This is a genomic window from Mycobacterium sp. DL99 (assembly GCF_004762045.1).
Classification (GTDB): domain Bacteria; phylum Actinomycetota; class Actinomycetes; order Mycobacteriales; family Mycobacteriaceae; genus Mycobacterium.
The window spans coordinates 2,895,128-2,910,887 of the sequence record NZ_SJOM01000007.1; the positions used below are offsets into that span (position 1 = coordinate 2,895,128).

A 15,760-nucleotide genomic window follows, 5' to 3' on the forward strand; every position below is an offset into this window, starting at 1 on the left:
CTACTTGAGCAGCTGGGACAGCTGGAGATACTCGTTGGCCGAGATCGAGGCCGGCCGTCCGGCGCAAATGCCGCCGTCGATGGCGAGGTCTTGGCCATTGATAAAACTCGAGGCGTCGCTGGCCAACCAGAGCAAGGCGGCGGCGACGTCGTCGGTCCGGCCGACCCGCTTCATCGGTTGCCACGTCGGCAGGGCGCTGGCGAACATGGCTTGCAGCGCCGGGGCCGCCTGCTCGGCGGCGTCTGAGTCGACACCAGTGGTTTTGAGCTGGATACCGGTGGGGATGGGTCCGGGGGAGATGCTGTTGACCCGCACGCCCTGCTCACCCAACTCCACTGCGGCGCATCGCGTCAACTGCAGCACCGCGGCCTTGGCCACCGAGTAGTCCACCGGTGTCCACCCGGCAATATGTCCGCCCAGGCTGGCCACGTTGACAATGCTGCCAGCGCCCTGAATGGTCATCGGCCCTGCGGCGTACTTGATCCCGGCGGCCATCCCGAGCACATGCACCCGCAGGGTCTCAGCGAAGGCGCCCAGGTCGAGTTCCTCGACGGAGCCGAGGGTGCCCGAGGTACCCGCGTTATTGATCAGCACGTCGAGCCGACCGAATCGCTCCAGCGCATGTTCGATCAACCCGCGCACTTGCGATTCGTCGGCGACGTCGGCGCGGTGGAATGCTACCGACGAGCCGAGTCGGGCAGCCAGAGATTCGCCGCGATCCACCTGACGTCCGCTGATGAGCACGGACGCGCCGTGAGCCGCGAAGACCTCGGCCGCTGCGGCGCCTATGCCACCGGTGGCGCCGGTCACGACCGCTACCTTCCCGGCCAGCGTCGAATCGGCCTTCGGGTCGGTCAGTCGGTGGATGTCTGGTGTGCGTAGCGGCTCTGTGAACATGTTGTCGAGGATCGCGCGGTGACGGTGAGCGAGACAATTACCTGCCGGGTAATCCCGGTTGATCTCTCCACACTGCCGAGCGGCAACACCGAAGTTCGTCGTTACCCGTGCTAACGACCTTGCCTCGGCTTACTCTCGTTGCGTGCGACTGGCCTGGCCGCTGACGGGGCGTTTGGAGGAGACCCGACTGATCGACGCCGCGCTGGTCTCCACCGAACTGTCCGGGATTGTGATCTATGGAGCTGCCGGAGTCGGCAAGAGCCGTATCGCCCGTGAAGCACTCTCGACCGTGGGCGCCACCGGCAATGAAACCCGTTGGGCGGTGGGGACATCAGCCGCCCGGGCGCTGCCGTTGGGGACGTTTGCACGTTGGGTGGGAACGTCGGATGCCGACAGTGTGGCACTGGTCGGCCGGGTGATCGACGGTCTGACCGAGACGTCGAACGGTCAGCCGGTGCTGGTCTGCGTCGATGACGCGCACCTGCTGGACGGGTTGTCGGGTTTCGTGCTGCAACAGATCGTGCAGCGCGACGCGGCCAAGCTCCTGCTGACCGTGCGTACCGGTGCACCGGTACCCGCCGAGGTTCTGACGGCGTGTGACCGTGGCCGGTTCGAGCGGCTGGACCTGCAGCCGCTGTCCCGGGACGAGTCGACCCGGTTGCTGACAGCCGCGCTCGGCGGCCCCCTCGATCCCGAAGCGGCACAACGGTTATGGCGGCTCACCCGGGGAAACGTGCTCTACCTGCGCAACATCGTCGAACAGGAAGTCACCCAGGGCCGGCTCGCCTGTCAGGAGGGCCGCTGGCGGTGGACCGGAGATCCGGTGATGCCGCCCGGGCTGGTCGAACTGATCGAGACGAGGATCGGCGCGCTACCGCCGGAGGTGAGTGAGGTCGTCGATGTCCTGGCGGTGGCCGAGCCGATCCAGCTGGACCGGCTGACCGCGATCACCGATGCCGATTCGGTGGCTGCTGCCGAGACACGTGGCCTGATCACGATCGATGCCACCGACCGCGAGGTCCGCGTCGCCCACCCGCTCTACGCCGAGGTGCGACGCAACCGGGTGCCGGGTTCACGCTTGCGCCGGCTGCGGGGGATGGTGGCCACGGCGCTCGGTGACCGGGAGGACCGCGACGCCATGCGGGTGGTGGTGCGGCGGGCCGCGCTGATGCTCGATTCGGATCTGGCGCTCGATCCCGAGTTGTTGACCCGGGCGGCACAGGGCGCGGTGTGGATGTCCGATCTGTCGCTGGCCGACCGGTTGGCTCACGGGGCGATCGAGGCCGGCGCCGACGCAGAGGCGAAATTCATTCGCGCGCACGCCTTGTCGTGGCTCAGCCGGGGTGAGGAATCAGACGCCGTGCTCGACGCCATCGAGACCGCCGATCTCACCGACGACGGGCGGGCCCGGCTCGCCTTCCTGCGCGCTTCCAACATGCTGTGGTCGCTTGCCGATCCGGTCGGCGCCAAGCGGCATGTCGACGAGGCGGCGGCGGGCATCCCGGCGGAAGCCCGGGCCGCGATCGACGCGTTCTACACGGTGTACTGGGCCGCGATGGGCGATCCAGAGCGGGCCAGGGCCGCGTTCGGCGGCCTCGATCTGGACGCTCTGCCCGCCATCGTGGGCGCGGTGACCACGTGGGCGGTGGCCGCATCGTGCGGCGATGCCGGCCGGGCGGACGAGGCCGTCACAGCCGCCCACGTCGGTTACCGCATCACGGACGGTTCCTTCGATGCCGCGCACACGCGGTTCGTCATCGCCGACGCACACATCGGTGCGCTGTTGCTGGCCGGGAGGATCCGGGAGGCGCGCGAGGAGGCCAAGCAGTTGAGCCGGCACGCCGCGAACCTGCCCGGCGCAGCCCAGTTGTTCGGCGTCGCGCTGACAGGTCGTGCCGCCTCGGGAGCCGGACAGCTCGGCGTCGTGGCCGAACTGTTGGATCCGGTGGTCGAGATGATGCGGGCCGCGGGGGAGAGGAACGGCTTCGGCTACCGTTTCCACCTGCCTCGGGTGACGGCGCTGGCCATCCGGGGTATGGCCGACGACGGCACCCTGGCCGAACTCGACGGATACCGTCATGCCAGCTGGCGCTATCTCGCCTATGAACACGACTTGGTGCGGGCCTGGGTCGCTGCGACCCAGGGCGCGGTATCGGAGGCCGTCAACATCGCGCTCGAGGCCGCCGACACCGCCGGGGCCAACGGGCAGTTGGCGGCCGAGGTGTGGTGCCTACAGACCGCGGCACAGTTCGGCGACCATTCCCGTACGCGCCGGCTCGACGAGTTGACCGGGATGGTCGAGGGACCGCGGGTCGGTGCCGCCGCCGCACTGTCCCTGGCCCTTGCCCGAGACGACGGTGACGGGTTGGCAAAGGTCTCAACCGCATTCGAGGAGTTCGGCGACCTGGTGGCGGCCGCCGACGCTGCTGCTCTGGCAGCGGTGGCGTACCGGCGCAAAGGCATGCGCGGATCGGCGATGGCGTCCGCGACCCGGGCCACGGCGCTGGCCGAGGCGTGCGGCGGTGCAACCACCCCGGCATTGGTCGCCACCGCCGAACGTCTGCCCCTGACCGACCGGGAGCGCGAGATCGCCATGCTGCTCGGCACCGGGGTGTCGAGCCGGGTGATCGCCGACCGGCTGCGGCTGTCGGTGCGCACCGTCGAGGGACATATCTACCGCGCGATGGCGAAAACCGGGGTGTCCACCCGGGCCGAACTGGTCGCGCTGCTACCCCGACGGCACCGCTGATTCGAGTATGGGGTTACTCGCTTCGGCTCGGCTGATCCATCGCATCCTGGATCGCATGGCCGACGAGGGCGAGAAACGCGAGCAGGCGCTACGGCAACTGCCATTGCCGTACTCGCTGGCATTGCGGTTGCGCGACGCCGGGGTTGCCCGCGAGGTCGTCTGTGAATACCTCAGTATCGAGGAGTCCGCACTCGACGGCCTCTACCGGATCGCCGAGGCGAAGCTGGCGGCAGCGTCTGCTCGCCGAGGTGCTTGGCGGGACCTCAGCCCACCGGCAACGGGTAGTCCGGCAGGTTGATCGAGTCGGCGGTGGTGAACCATTTTCGCTCGGCATACCGACGAAAAGGCCGGCGCTGCATCCATTTCATCATCTGAGCCATTACCGCTACGTCGCTGGACGACCTGGGGAGGTAGCCGTCGATACCCTGCGCCAGGGTCTGGCACCGGTCGATGTAAGGCCTCATCACCGCCTCATAGCGCATCAGCGCGCCTGGGATCCGTTTGGCATCAAGGGATTCAGCCGGGCCGAGTTCGCAGGCCAGGACGTAAGCGCCGACCAGCGCCAGGCTGGTGCCCATACCCGACAGCGGTGAGGCGCAGTAGCCGGCGTCGCCGACGAGCGTCACCCGACCGTTCGAGATCGTCGGCATGTGCACCTGCAGGAAGGCATCGAAATAGAAGTCGTCTGCATGTTCTGCCGCCGCCAGCAACGCCTCGCAGTGCCAGCCGGCGTCAGCGAAATACCTTGCCAGCAACGCCCGTTGCTCATCAGGGTCGCGGCGGTCGAACGACAGCGGCTCAGATCGGAACGCCAATCCGGCTTTGCAGAGCGCCGAGTCGTGTGCTGGGCGCATCGACGCGTTGAGCCCGGGCTTCTGATACATGAGATACCAGCCGTCCAGTCCGGCGGTGTCCGGGCCGGTGAACCAGGCGTTATAGCCGCCGAGCAGTTTGACGAATTGCTCCTCGGGACCGAACGCCAACCGGCGAACCGAGGAGTGTGGCCCGTCGGCCCCGACCACCAGATCCGCAGTCACCGTGGTGCCGTCGCTCAATACCGCCTCCATACCGCCGGGGCTTTGATGCAGCACGGTGATGCGGGTGCCGAATCGGTATTCGGCGCGCGCCCTGGTGGACTCGTACAGTGTGTCCACCAGATCACCGCGCAGGATCTCCAGCTTCGACACCACGCCGTTGCCGTGAAACGCCGTCACCGGCATCTCCGCGCGGCGGCTGCCGTCGGCGCGTACCCAGGCTATCCCTTGCTGGTCGATCAACCGGCGCTGCAGTTCGGCCATCAGACCCATCCGGGTCACCACGTCGCGACCGGCACCACGCAGGTCGACAGTCTGTCCGCCTGGCCGGATCCCTGGCGCGGATTCCACCACGATCACCCGGTATCCGAAATCGCTCAGCCAGTGGGCCAATGCAGGTCCGGCGATTCCGGCGCCGCTGACAAGAATGGTGGGCTGCTCCATGCGCCACAGCGTATGCGCCGCTGTGACGGTGAGCCGATCAGTCGCTCAGAGATCGAGCGCCTGATACGTGCGGCGGACGAATCGGGGTTGTGCGGTCTGCAGTTTGGCCGTTGAGGTGTTGCCGCTGACAGCGGCGGCGTCCACCGACAGATTCGGATGGTTCTGAACCAGATAGATCAGGATCAGATCCGCCGAAGGGTCGGCCTGCCACCAGGTTCCATAGGCGCCGGGCCAGCTGAATGTGCCCGGTCCGCCCGGCCCGAACAATTGGCGCGACTTCGCCGTGTCGGTCACCACCGAGAGGTTCAGGCCGAAGCCCCGGCCGACCCAGAACGGCGCCCCGAGGAACTGGAACTGCTTCTGTTCGGCGGTCAACCGGTCGGTACGCATCACCCGTACCGACTCCTCGGACAGCACGCGTACGCCGTCGGCCGTGCCGCCGCCCAACAACATCCGGGCGAACTTCAAATAGTCGTCGGCGGTGGAGAACAACCCCGCCCCGCCCGTGCAGAACGGGGGATCGGTGATCGGTGCCGGACCCATCACATCGTGGGTCAGGGTGTTGTCGGCGGTCAGTTGGTACATCGTCGCCGCCCGCCGCCGGCCGGCCGCGTCGACAGAGAAGCCAGTGTCGACCATGCCGAGCGGGGCGAAAATGCGCTCGGACAGCACCTGGGCCAACGGCTTGCCCTCGATCCGGGACAGCGCGATTCCCAGCACATCGGTGGAGTGACTGTAGGTGAGCCGGTCACCGGGCTGATGCGCCAGTGGCAGCTTGGCCACCTCGGCCAGCCAGCGGTCCTGGTCCTGGCGCAGCGACAACTTGCCGTATGCCGACGCCAGCGGACCCAGCACCGAGAACACATAGGCCAGGCCGCTGCGGTGGGTCATCAGATCATCGAAGGTGATGGGCCGGCGCGCGGGCTCGGTGCGGTCGAGCGGACCGCGCGGATCACGCAGCACACGCATGTCCGCCAGTTCGGGCAGCCATTTGGTCACCGGCTCGTTCAGGGCCAGCTTGCCCTCCTCAGCCAACGCCATCGCCGCGGCCACCGTCACAGGCTTTGTCATCGAGGCGATCCGGAAGACGGTGTCGCGCTGCATCGGCAGCCCTGCGTCGACGTCGCGGTGCCCCAGGGCGTTGACCTGCAGGACCTTGCCTGCCTGCCACACCAGCGTTACCGCGCCGGCCAGCAGTCCGGCGTCGATGGCCTCACGGATGGACGATTGGTTGCCGTCGAGGTTCACCCGGGCCACGTTAGCGGCCCCCTGGAAGGCTCGGCAGTCCAGTCTCCGGGCCCTGCCGGGCATTCCCCACAAGAATCGCCGCGGCTTGGGCGATACTTCCCTGGCGGATATGGCGTGAGAAGAGGCTGATGACCCAGCAGGACCAGATCGACGGCGACCCAAGCTCGGGCTCCACACCCGAGCCCCACCCCATGAAGCGGGTGGCATTCGCCAGCTTTGTCGGCACCGCGATCGAGTTCTACGACTTCTACATCTACGGCACCGCCGCGGCGCTGATCTTTCCTCACGTGTTCTTCCCGAACATGGGTCCCACGATGGCGACCATCTCCTCACTCGGCACGTTCGCGGTCGCGTTCCTGTCCCGCCCGATCGGTGCCGCGGTGTTCGGCCATTTCGGAGATCGACTGGGCCGCAAGAAGACTCTGATCGCGACGCTGTTGATCATGGGTCTGTCGACCATCTGCGTCGGGTTGGTGCCCAGCGCGGCGACGATCGGCGTCGCCGCGCCGATCATCCTGCTGGTGCTGCGACTGATGCAGGGCTTCGCCGTCGGCGGAGAATGGGCCGGGTCGGCGCTGCTGAGCGCCGAGTACGCGCCGGTCGGAAAGCGCGGCATGTACGGGATGTTCACCCAACTCGGTGCGGGCGCCGGGCTCGCGGTGAGCAACCTGGTGGTCTTCATCGTCAGCCTGACCGTCGGCGAGAAGAGCGCGGTGTTCCTGGACTGGGGCTGGCGGCTGCCGTTCCTGTTCAGCGCAGTACTGCTGATCGTGGCGCTGTACGTGCGGCTGAGCATCGACGAGACGCCGGTCTTCGCCCGCGAGCAGGTGACCGGCGGTGTGCCCAAGGCGCCGCTGAGCGAACTGTTCCGGACTCAGAGCCGACAGGTGGCGCTCGCGGCGGGCTGCATGGTCGGCATCTTCACCATGAGCTTCCTGGGCGGCACCTACCTGATGAGCTACGCCAGCACCCGCATCGGGCACCCGCGCAGCCTCATCCTCGGCGTCGGCGTGCTCGCCGGCGTCGCGCTGATGATCTTCTCGGCGATTTCGGCGGTGCTGTGCGACCGGTACGGCCGCCGGCGCGTCATTCTCGCCGGCTTCGGGCTGGCCCTGCCATGGGCGTTCGTGGTGATGCCGCTGATCGACTCCGGTTCACCGGTGGGCTTCGCGGTGGCGATCGCCGGCATCTTCTGCATCTTCGGCCTGTCCTACGGGCCGATCGGGTCGTTCCTGCCTGAGATCTTCGCCACGCGTTACCGCTACACCGGCGCGGGTCTCTCGTTCAACCTGGCCGGCATCGTCGGCGGGGCAATTCCACCGTTGGTCGCCGGAGTGCTGGTGGCCACGCTGGGTAGCTGGGCTGTCGGGGCGATGATGGCGGCTTTCGTCGTCGTCAGCATCGTCTCGACCGTGCTGCTGCCCGAGACAAAGGGAACCGAACTGGACGCCGTACCGAGAGACTCTGCGAGGTGACCGTGGCGGGCCGGGTGTTTGCGGCCTGCTAAGCTACCCCGCAGTTCGACGTCCTTTAACGATCCGTCCCGAGAGGCGGAGAAGGAGGTCAGGGTCACCTCATGGGCTCTTCAAGTGCCGACCGGGAATTGTTGTCTGCGGCGGACGTCGGCCGCACCATTTCCCGGATCGCCCATCAGATCATCGAAAAGACCGCTCTTGACGATCCCGCCGAACGTGAGCGGGTCGTTCTCCTCGGCATCCCCACGCGGGGCGTGACGCTGGCCACGCGCCTGGCCGCCAAGATCAGTGAGTTCGCCGATGTGGCGTTGCCGGTCGGTGCCTTGGATATCACGCTCTACCGCGACGACCTCAACTTCAAGCCGCCGCGGCCGTTGGCGGCAACGTCCATCCCGCCCGGCGGCATCGATGACGCCGTGGTGATCCTCGTCGACGACGTCCTGTACTCGGGGCGGTCGGTGCGCTCGGCGCTGGATGCCTTGCGCGACATCGGCCGTCCGCGGGTGGTGCAGCTCGCGGTGCTGGTCGACCGCGGCCACCGGGAGCTGCCGGTCCGCGCCGATTACGTTGGTAAGAACGTGCCGACGTCCCGCACCGAGAGTGTCCATGTGTTGCTGTCCGAGGATGACGACCGTGATGGGGTGGTGATTTCGAAATGACGACACGTCATCTCCTATCGGCGCAGGATCTCACCCGGGATGACGCGACGGCGATCCTCGATGACGCCGACCGCTTCCGTGAGGCGCTGCTGGGCCGTGAGGTCAAGAAGCTGCCGACATTGCGCGGCCGGACCGTCATCACGATGTTCTACGAGAACTCCACCCGGACCCGGGTGTCGTTCGAGGTCGCGGGGAAGTGGATGAGCGCCGACGTGATCAACGTCAGCTCCTCGGGATCCTCTGTGGCCAAAGGGGAGTCGCTGCGCGACACCGCGCTGACCCTGCGTGCGGCCGGGGCCGATGCCCTGATCATCCGCCACCCGGCCTCGGGTGCCGCTCAGCAGCTCGCCGAATGGACCGCCGAGGAGGGCGGCGGCGGACCCAGCGTGATCAACGCCGGCGACGGTACGCACGAGCATCCGACCCAGGCGCTGCTCGACGCCTTGACCATCCGCCAACGCCTGGGCTCCATCGAGGGCAAGCGTGTGGTGATCGTCGGCGACGTGCTGCACAGCAGGGTGGCCCGGTCGAACGTGTCGCTGCTGGCGACCCTGGGTGCCGAGGTGGTGCTGGTCGCGCCGCCGACGCTGCTGCCGGTTGGGGTGTCCGGGTGGCCGGTCACGGTGTCGCACGACCTCGATGCCGAACTGCCCGCCGCCGACGCGGTGTTGATGCTGCGGGTCCAGGCCGAGCGGATGAACGGTGCGTTCTTCCCGTCCGCACGTGAGTATTCGGTGCGCTACGGGCTGTCGGAGAAGCGCCAGGCCATGCTGCCCGGCAACGCCGTGGTGCTGCACCCGGGACCGATGCTGCGCGGCATGGAGATCGCGTTCCCGGTCGCCGATTCCTCGCAATCGGCCGTTCTGCAACAGGTTTCAAATGGTGTTCACGTGCGGATGGCGGTGCTGTTCCATCTGCTGGTGGGCGCGGATCGGGAGGCGATCAGCGTATGACGAAACACATCGCAGGCTCGAATCCGCCGGTCCTCATCCGCGGGGTCCGTCTCTACGGTGAGGGTGACGCGCTCGACGTGTTGATCGCCGATGGGCAGATCGCCGAGATCGGTTCGGCCCTCAAGGCTCCCGAGGATGCCGAGGTGATCGAAGCTGCCGGCCAGGTGCTGCTGCCTGGCTTCGTCGATCTGCACACCCATCTGCGCGAGCCCGGCCGCGAATACGCCGAGGACATCGAAACAGGTTCCGCCGCAGCGGCTCTGGGTGGCTACACCGCGGTGTTCGCGATGGCCAACACCGATCCGGTCGCCGATTCCGCGGTGGTCACCGACCACGTGTGGAACCGCGGCCAGCAGGTGGGCCTGGTCGACGTGCACCCGGTCGGTGCGGTCACGGTCGGCCTCAAAGGCAAGCAGCTCACCGAGATGGGCCTGATGGCCGATGGTGTCGGCCAGGTGCGGATGTTCTCCGACGACGGTTTGTGCGTCGACGATCCGCTGGTGATGCGGCGGGCGCTGGAGTACGCCACCGGCCTCGGCGTGCTCATCGCCCAGCACGCTGAAGAGCCGCGGCTGACCGTCGGCGCCGTCGCCCATGAAGGGCCGAACGCGGCCCGGCTGGGTTTGGCGGGTTGGCCACGCGCGGCCGAAGAGTCGATCGTGGCCCGGGACGCGATCCTGGCCCGTGACGCCGGCGCCCGGGTGCACATCTGCCATGCGTCCACCGCCGGCACCGTGGAGTTGCTGAAATGGGCCAAGGCACAAGGTATTTCCATCACCGCAGAGGTCACCCCGCATCATCTGCTGCTCGATGACGGCCGGTTGGCCAGCTATGACGGACGCAACCGCGTCAACCCGCCGCTGCGGGAATCCAGTGACGCCGTGGCGTTGCGTCAGGCCCTGGCCGACGGCGTCATCGACTGTGTTGCCACCGACCATGCCCCGCACGCCGAGCACGAGAAGTGCTGCGAGTTCTCGGTAGCCCGCCCGGGCATGCTCGGCCTGCAGACCGCGCTGTCCGTGGTGGCCGAAACCATGGTGCGTCCCGGCCTGCTGACCTGGCGCGGCGTCGCCAAGGTGATGAGCGAGGCGCCCGCTGCGATCGTCGGTCTGCCCGATCAGGGCCGGCCGCTGGAGGTGGGGGAGCCCGCCAACCTCACCGTGATCGATCCCGACGCGACCTGGACGGTGGAAGGCGACGAGCTGGCCAGCCGCTCGGACAACACGCCTTTCGAATCGATGACGCTGCCGGCGACCGTGACCGCCACGCTGCTGCGCGGCAAGATCACCGCCCTGGACGGGAAGTGTCCGCGTTGAACACTCCCACGCTGATCGCGTCGCTGGTGCTGGCCGCCGTGCTGGCCGTGCTGATCGCGTTCCTGATCCGGCAGATGATGCGCGGCTGGTTGCATCGTGCGCAGCGCCAGGCCGAGCTGATCGGCACGCTGCCGACGCTGCCCGACACCGTCGGTGCGGCGACGATCGCGGCCACCAAAGGGATGTACGTCGGCAGCACGCTGGTTCCGCACTGGAACGACAAGGTCGCCGCGGGGGATCTGGGCTTTCGCACCAAGGCGGTGCTGACCCGCTATCCCGAGGGAATCATGATGCAGCGCAGCGGTGCCGGGCCGATCTGGATCCCTGCCGAGTCGGTCACCGCGATCAGGACTGAACGCGGAATCGCAGGCAAGGCACTGACTTACGACGGAATCTTGGCCATCAGGTGGCGGCTGCCCTCGGGCACCGAGATCGATACCGGGTTCCGTGCCGACAATCGCGCAGAGTACGACCGCTGGCTGGAGGAAGAGGCATGACGAGCAACAAGAGCAACGAAAAGGCGGTCCTGGTACTCGAGGACGGGCGCGTCTTCACCGGTACGACGTTCGGGGCGGTCGGGCAGACCCTCGGCGAGGCGGTGTTCTCCACAGGCATGTCGGGCTACCAGGAGACGCTCACCGATCCCAGCTACCACGGCCAGATCGTGGTCGCGACCGCTCCGCAGATCGGCAACACGGGCTGGAACACCGAGGACGGCGAAAGCCGTGACGACAAGATCTGGGTGGCCGGTTACGCCGTGCGCGACCCTTCGCCGCGTGCGTCGAACTGGCGGGCCAGCGGAACTCTCGACGACGAGTTGGTTCGGCAGGGCATCGTGGGCATCGCCGGGATCGACACCCGGGCGGTGGTGCGCCACCTGCGCACGCGCGGGTCGATGAAGGCCGGGGTGTTCTCCGGCGCCGCCTTGGCGGGGACCGACGAGCTGGTGGCCCGCGTTCTCGACCAGCCCTCGATGCTGGGCGCGGATCTGGCCGGTCAGGTCAGCACCGAGAGCTCCTACATCGTGGAACCCGAAGGCGGTCACCGGTTTACGGTCGCCGCGGTTGACCTGGGCATCAAGACCAACACCCCCCGCAACTTCGCCCGGCGCGGGATCCGCAGCCACGTCCTGCCGTCGTCGGTGACCTTCGATCAGATCGCCGACCTCAAACCCGACGGGGTGTTCCTGTCCAACGGCCCCGGTGACCCGGCCACCGCCGACCACATCGTCGCGGTGACCCGCGAGGTACTCAGTGCCGGAATCCCGTTGTTCGGCATCTGCTTCGGCAACCAGATCCTGGGCCGTGCGCTGGGCAGGTCCACCTACAAGATGGTGTTCGGCCACCGCGGCATCAACATCCCGGTGATCGACCACATCACCGGCCGGGTGGCGATCACCGCCCAGAACCACGGCTTCGCGCTCGAAGGCGAAGCGGGCGAGACCTTCGACACCCCCTTCGGCGCAGCCGAGGTCAGCCACACCTGTGCCAACGACGGTGTGGTGGAAGGGATCCGGCTGGCCGACGGCCGGGCGTTCTCAGTCCAGTACCACCCGGAGGCCGCGGCCGGACCACACGACGCGGAGTACCTGTTCGACCAGTTCGTCGACCTGATGGCAGGAGAGAAGTAGATGCCACGTCGCTCTGACCTCAACCACGTGCTGGTGATCGGGTCCGGCCCGATCGTCATCGGCCAAGCCTGCGAGTTCGACTACTCGGGCACCCAGGCCTGCCGGGTGCTGCGCTCCGAGGGCATCCAGGTCAGCCTGGTCAACTCGAACCCGGCGACGATCATGACCGACCCCGAGTACGCCGACAACACCTACGTCGAACCGATCACCTGGGACTTCGTCGAGAAGGTCATCGTCCAGCAGGCCGAGCGCGGCAACAAGATCGACGCCGTGCTGGCCACCCTCGGCGGGCAGACCGCGCTGAACACCGCGGTGGCCCTGCACGAGAACGGTGTGCTCGAGAAGTACGGGGTCGAACTCATCGGCGCCGACTTCGAGGCCATCCAACGCGGCGAGGACCGGCAGAAGTTCAAGGACATCGTCGCCAAGGTGGGTGGTGAATCCGCCCGCAGCCGTGTGTGTTTCACCATGGACGAGGTCCGCGACACCGTCGCCGAGCTTGGACTGCCCGTCGTCGTCCGCCCGTCGTTCACCATGGGTGGGCTGGGATCCGGCATGGCGTACTCGGCCGAGGACGTCGAGCGGATGGCCGGTGACGGCCTGGCCGCCTCGCCTTCGGCGAACGTGCTGATCGAGGAATCCATCTATGGGTGGAAGGAATTCGAGCTCGAGCTGATGCGCGACAGCCGCGACAACGTCGTGGTGGTCTGCTCGATCGAGAACTTCGACCCGATGGGCGTGCACACCGGTGATTCGGTGACCGTCGCGCCGGCGATGACACTGACCGACCGTGAATACCAGAAGATGCGCGACCTGGGTATCGCGATCCTGCGCGAGGTGGGCGTCGACACGGGCGGTTGCAACATCCAGTTCGCGATCGACCCCAGCGATGGCCGCCTGATCGTCATCGAGATGAACCCGCGGGTGTCGCGGTCCTCGGCGCTGGCATCGAAGGCGACGGGCTTCCCGATCGCCAAGATCGCGGCGAAGCTGGCCATCGGCTACACGCTCGACGAGATCATCAACGACATCACCAAGGAAACTCCGGCCTGCTTCGAACCCACGCTGGACTACGTCGTGGTCAAGGCACCGCGGTTCGCATTCGAGAAGTTCCCCGGCGCCGACGCCACGCTGACCACCACGATGAAGTCGGTCGGTGAGGCGATGTCGTTGGGCCGCAACTTCATCGAGGCCCTCGGCAAAGTGATGCGGTCGCTGGAGACCAGCCGGGCCGGGTTCTGGACCGGCCCGGACCCCGATGTCACGGTCGAGCAGTTGCTGACCGGTCTGCGCACCCCGGTGGACGGCCGGCTCTACGACATCGAGCACGCGCTGCGCCTGGGCGCCAGTGTCGAGCAGGTGGCCGAGGCCTCCGGCGTCGACCCGTGGTTCATCGAGCAGATCGCCGGTCTGGTCGCGCAGCGGGTCGAGCTGCTGGAAGCGCCGGTGCTCGACGCGGACCTGCTGCGGCGGGCCAAGCACAGCGGGCTCTCGGATCGCCAGATCGCCGCGCTGCGGCCGGAGCTGGCCGGCGAGTCGGGCGTGCGCGCGCTGCGCCGCCGCCTCGGTATCCACCCGGTGTACAAGACCGTCGACACCTGCGCTGCCGAGTTCGACGCCAAGACGCCGTACCACTACAGCAGCTACGAGCTCGATCCCGCCGCGGAGACCGAGGTCGCCCCGCAGACCGAGAAGCCCAAGGTGCTGATCCTGGGTTCCGGCCCGAACCGGATCGGCCAGGGCATCGAATTCGACTACAGCTGCGTGCATGCCGCGACCACGTTGAGTTCGGTCGGGTTCGAGACCGTGATGGTCAACTGCAACCCCGAGACGGTCTCCACCGACTACGACACCGCCGACCGGCTGTACTTCGAGCCCCTCACATTCGAGGACGTGCTGGAGGTCTACTACGCCGAGGACGCCTCGGGTAAGGGTGAGGACGGGACCGGTCCCGGTGTCGTCGGTGTGATCGTGCAGCTCGGCGGACAGACCCCGCTCGGCCTGGCCAAGCGCCTGGAGGACGCCGGAGTCCCGATCGTGGGCACCGGACCCGAAGCGATCGACCTGGCCGAGGACCGAGGCCTGTTCGGTGAGGTTCTGGTCAACGCGGGCCTGCCGGCCCCGCGATTCGGCACCGCCACGAGCTTCGAGCAGGCCCGGCGGATCGCGTCCGAGATCGGTTACCCGGTGCTGGTGCGTCCCTCCTACGTCCTGGGTGGGCGCGGCATGGAGATCGTCTACGACGAGGCGACCCTGGAGGGCTACATCGCCCGTGCCACCCAGCTGTCCCCGGAACACCCGGTGCTGGTCGACCGGTTCCTGGAGGACGCGATCGAGATCGACGTCGACGCGCTGTGCGACGGCAACGAGGTGTACATCGGCGGCATCATGGAGCACATCGAGGAGGCCGGTATCCACTCCGGTGACTCGGCTTGCGCATTGCCCCCGGTCACCTTGGGCCGCAGCGACATCGAAGCGGTGCGCCGCGCCACCGAGGCCATCGCCCATGGAATCGGCGTGGTCGGACTGCTCAACGTCCAGTACGCGCTCAAGGACGACGTGCTCTACGTGCTGGAGGCCAACCCCCGCGCCAGCCGTACCGTGCCGTTCGTGTCCAAGGCCACCGCGGTGCCGCTGGCCAAAGCCTGTGCCCGGGTGATGCTGGGTGCCACCATCGCCGAGTTGCGTGCGGAAGGGCTGCTGAACAAGACCGGCGATGGGGCCAACATTGCCCGCAACGCTCCGGTGGCGGTCAAGGAAGCCGTGCTGCCTTTCCACCGGTTCCGCCGTGCCGACGGGGCTCAGGTCGATTCGTTGCTGGGACCGGAGATGAAGTCGACCGGCGAGGTGATGGGCATCGACCACGACTTCGGCACCGCCTTCGCCAAGAGCCAGACGGCGGCCTACGGGTCGCTGCCGGCCGAGGGCACCGTCTTCGTCTCGGTGGCGAACCGCGACAAGCGTTCGCTGGTGTTCCCGGTGAAGCGCCTGGCCGATCTCGGATTCCGGGTGCTGGCCACCGAGGGCACCGCAGAGATGCTGCGCCGCAACGGCATTCCCTGCGATGAGGTGCGCAAGCACTCTGAGCCACCCAGTGGAAGCCGCGATCTGCCGTCCGCGGTCGACGTCATCAAGGCCGGCGAGGTCGACATGGTCATCAACACGCCGTACGGAAATTCCGGGCCGCGCGTCGACGGGTACGAGATCCGTTCGGCCGCAGTGTCGATGAACATTCCTTGCGTGACGACGGTGCAGGGCGCCTCGGCCGCGGTGCAGGGTATCGAGGCGGGTATCCGCGGCGATATCGGCGTGATGTCACTGCAGGAACTGCACAGCGAGCTGGAATCGCGCTGAC

The 15,760-nt window shown here is 67.6% G+C and carries 12 protein-coding genes; 9 read left to right on the forward strand and 3 right to left on the reverse strand.

The genetic code is table 11. The annotated features are described in order from the left end of the window. Complete coding sequence (locus tag EYZ64_RS14460; protein ID WP_135454128.1) at positions 1–897, reverse strand: SDR family NAD(P)-dependent oxidoreductase; 897 nt, start codon at positions 895–897, stop codon at positions 1–3. Between the two features lie 142 nt (positions 898–1,039). Here EYZ64_RS14460 and EYZ64_RS14465 point away from each other — a divergent pair, with 142 nt between their 5' ends. Then, positions 1,040–3,646, forward strand: coding sequence for a LuxR C-terminal-related transcriptional regulator (locus EYZ64_RS14465; protein ID WP_135454130.1), 2,607 nt, complete (start codon positions 1,040–1,042; stop codon positions 3,644–3,646). A gap of 55 nt (positions 3,647–3,701) precedes the next feature. After that, positions 3,702–3,944 carry a hypothetical protein gene (locus EYZ64_RS14470; RefSeq protein WP_286174906.1) on the forward strand — a complete coding sequence of 81 codons (243 nt, stop codon included), beginning with the start codon at positions 3,702–3,704 and terminating at the stop codon, positions 3,942–3,944. Here the strand turns inward: EYZ64_RS14470 and EYZ64_RS14475 are convergent. Together EYZ64_RS14475 and EYZ64_RS14480 are read right to left on the reverse strand one after the other, a co-directional pair. Next, positions 3,910–5,124: an FAD-dependent monooxygenase gene (locus EYZ64_RS14475; protein WP_135454133.1), complete on the reverse strand. Its 1,215-nt coding sequence runs from the start codon at positions 5,122–5,124 to the stop codon at positions 3,910–3,912. The genes EYZ64_RS14470 and EYZ64_RS14475 overlap by 35 nt on opposite strands. Before the next feature lie 45 nt (positions 5,125–5,169). Next, entirely contained in the window at positions 5,170–6,372 is a 1,203-nt protein-coding gene (locus tag EYZ64_RS14480) for a serine hydrolase domain-containing protein (protein ID WP_135454135.1), read from the reverse strand. Between the two features lie 191 nt (positions 6,373–6,563). On the opposite strand from EYZ64_RS14480, the gene EYZ64_RS14485 reads away from it, so the two are divergent. From EYZ64_RS14485 to carB, 7 genes are all read left to right on the forward strand, one after another. Then, on the forward strand, positions 6,564–7,847 hold the full coding sequence (locus EYZ64_RS14485) for an MFS transporter (protein ID WP_210115652.1): 1,284 nt from the start codon (positions 6,564–6,566) through the stop codon (positions 7,845–7,847). A 101-nt stretch (positions 7,848–7,948) separates the two neighbouring features. Continuing rightward, positions 7,949–8,506: a bifunctional pyr operon transcriptional regulator/uracil phosphoribosyltransferase PyrR gene (gene pyrR / locus EYZ64_RS14490; RefSeq protein WP_135454139.1), complete on the forward strand. Its 558-nt coding sequence runs from the start codon at positions 7,949–7,951 to the stop codon at positions 8,504–8,506. Further along, on the forward strand, positions 8,503–9,459 hold the full coding sequence (locus tag EYZ64_RS14495) for an aspartate carbamoyltransferase catalytic subunit (protein ID WP_135454140.1): 957 nt from the start codon (positions 8,503–8,505) through the stop codon (positions 9,457–9,459). The genes pyrR and EYZ64_RS14495 overlap by 4 nt, the downstream gene beginning before the upstream one ends. Continuing rightward, the gene (locus tag EYZ64_RS14500; protein WP_135454142.1) at positions 9,456–10,775 is read left to right on the forward strand and encodes a dihydroorotase; all 1,320 of its coding nucleotides are present in this window, start codon (positions 9,456–9,458) and stop codon (positions 10,773–10,775) included. Before EYZ64_RS14495 ends, EYZ64_RS14500 begins: the two co-directional genes overlap by 4 nt. Next, on the forward strand, positions 10,772–11,272 hold the full coding sequence (locus EYZ64_RS14505; protein ID WP_135454144.1) for a PH-like domain-containing protein: 501 nt from the start codon (positions 10,772–10,774) through the stop codon (positions 11,270–11,272). Before EYZ64_RS14500 ends, EYZ64_RS14505 begins: the two co-directional genes overlap by 4 nt. Next, positions 11,269–12,405 (forward strand): glutamine-hydrolyzing carbamoyl-phosphate synthase small subunit, encoded by a 1,137-nt coding sequence (carA, locus tag EYZ64_RS14510; RefSeq protein WP_135454146.1) that lies wholly within the window; start codon positions 11,269–11,271, stop codon positions 12,403–12,405. The genes EYZ64_RS14505 and carA overlap by 4 nt, the downstream gene beginning before the upstream one ends. Beyond that, complete coding sequence (gene carB / locus EYZ64_RS14515; protein ID WP_135454148.1) at positions 12,406–15,759, forward strand: carbamoyl-phosphate synthase large subunit; 3,354 nt, start codon at positions 12,406–12,408, stop codon at positions 15,757–15,759. The last annotated feature ends 1 nt before the right edge of the window (position 15,760 follow it).

What these genes read in the sequence shown, in the direction of transcription:
- EYZ64_RS14460 (WP_135454128.1), bottom strand. Translation starts at nt 897, where the DNA reads ATGTTCACAGAGCCGCTACGCACACCAGACATCCACCGACTGACCGAC.
- EYZ64_RS14470 (WP_286174906.1), top strand. Translation starts at nt 3,702, where the DNA reads ATGGCCGACGAGGGCGAGAAACGCGAGCAGGCGCTACGGCAACTGCCA.
- EYZ64_RS14475 (WP_135454133.1), bottom strand. Translation starts at nt 5,124, where the DNA reads ATGGAGCAGCCCACCATTCTTGTCAGCGGCGCCGGAATCGCCGGACCT.
- EYZ64_RS14485 (WP_210115652.1), top strand. Translation starts at nt 6,564, where the DNA reads ATGAAGCGGGTGGCATTCGCCAGCTTTGTCGGCACCGCGATCGAGTTC.
- pyrR (WP_135454139.1), top strand. Translation starts at nt 7,949, where the DNA reads ATGGGCTCTTCAAGTGCCGACCGGGAATTGTTGTCTGCGGCGGACGTC.
- EYZ64_RS14495 (WP_135454140.1), top strand. Translation starts at nt 8,503, where the DNA reads ATGACGACACGTCATCTCCTATCGGCGCAGGATCTCACCCGGGATGAC.
- EYZ64_RS14500 (WP_135454142.1), top strand. Translation starts at nt 9,456, where the DNA reads ATGACGAAACACATCGCAGGCTCGAATCCGCCGGTCCTCATCCGCGGG.
- carA (WP_135454146.1), top strand. Translation starts at nt 11,269, where the DNA reads ATGACGAGCAACAAGAGCAACGAAAAGGCGGTCCTGGTACTCGAGGAC.
- carB (WP_135454148.1), top strand. Translation starts at nt 12,406, where the DNA reads ATGCCACGTCGCTCTGACCTCAACCACGTGCTGGTGATCGGGTCCGGC.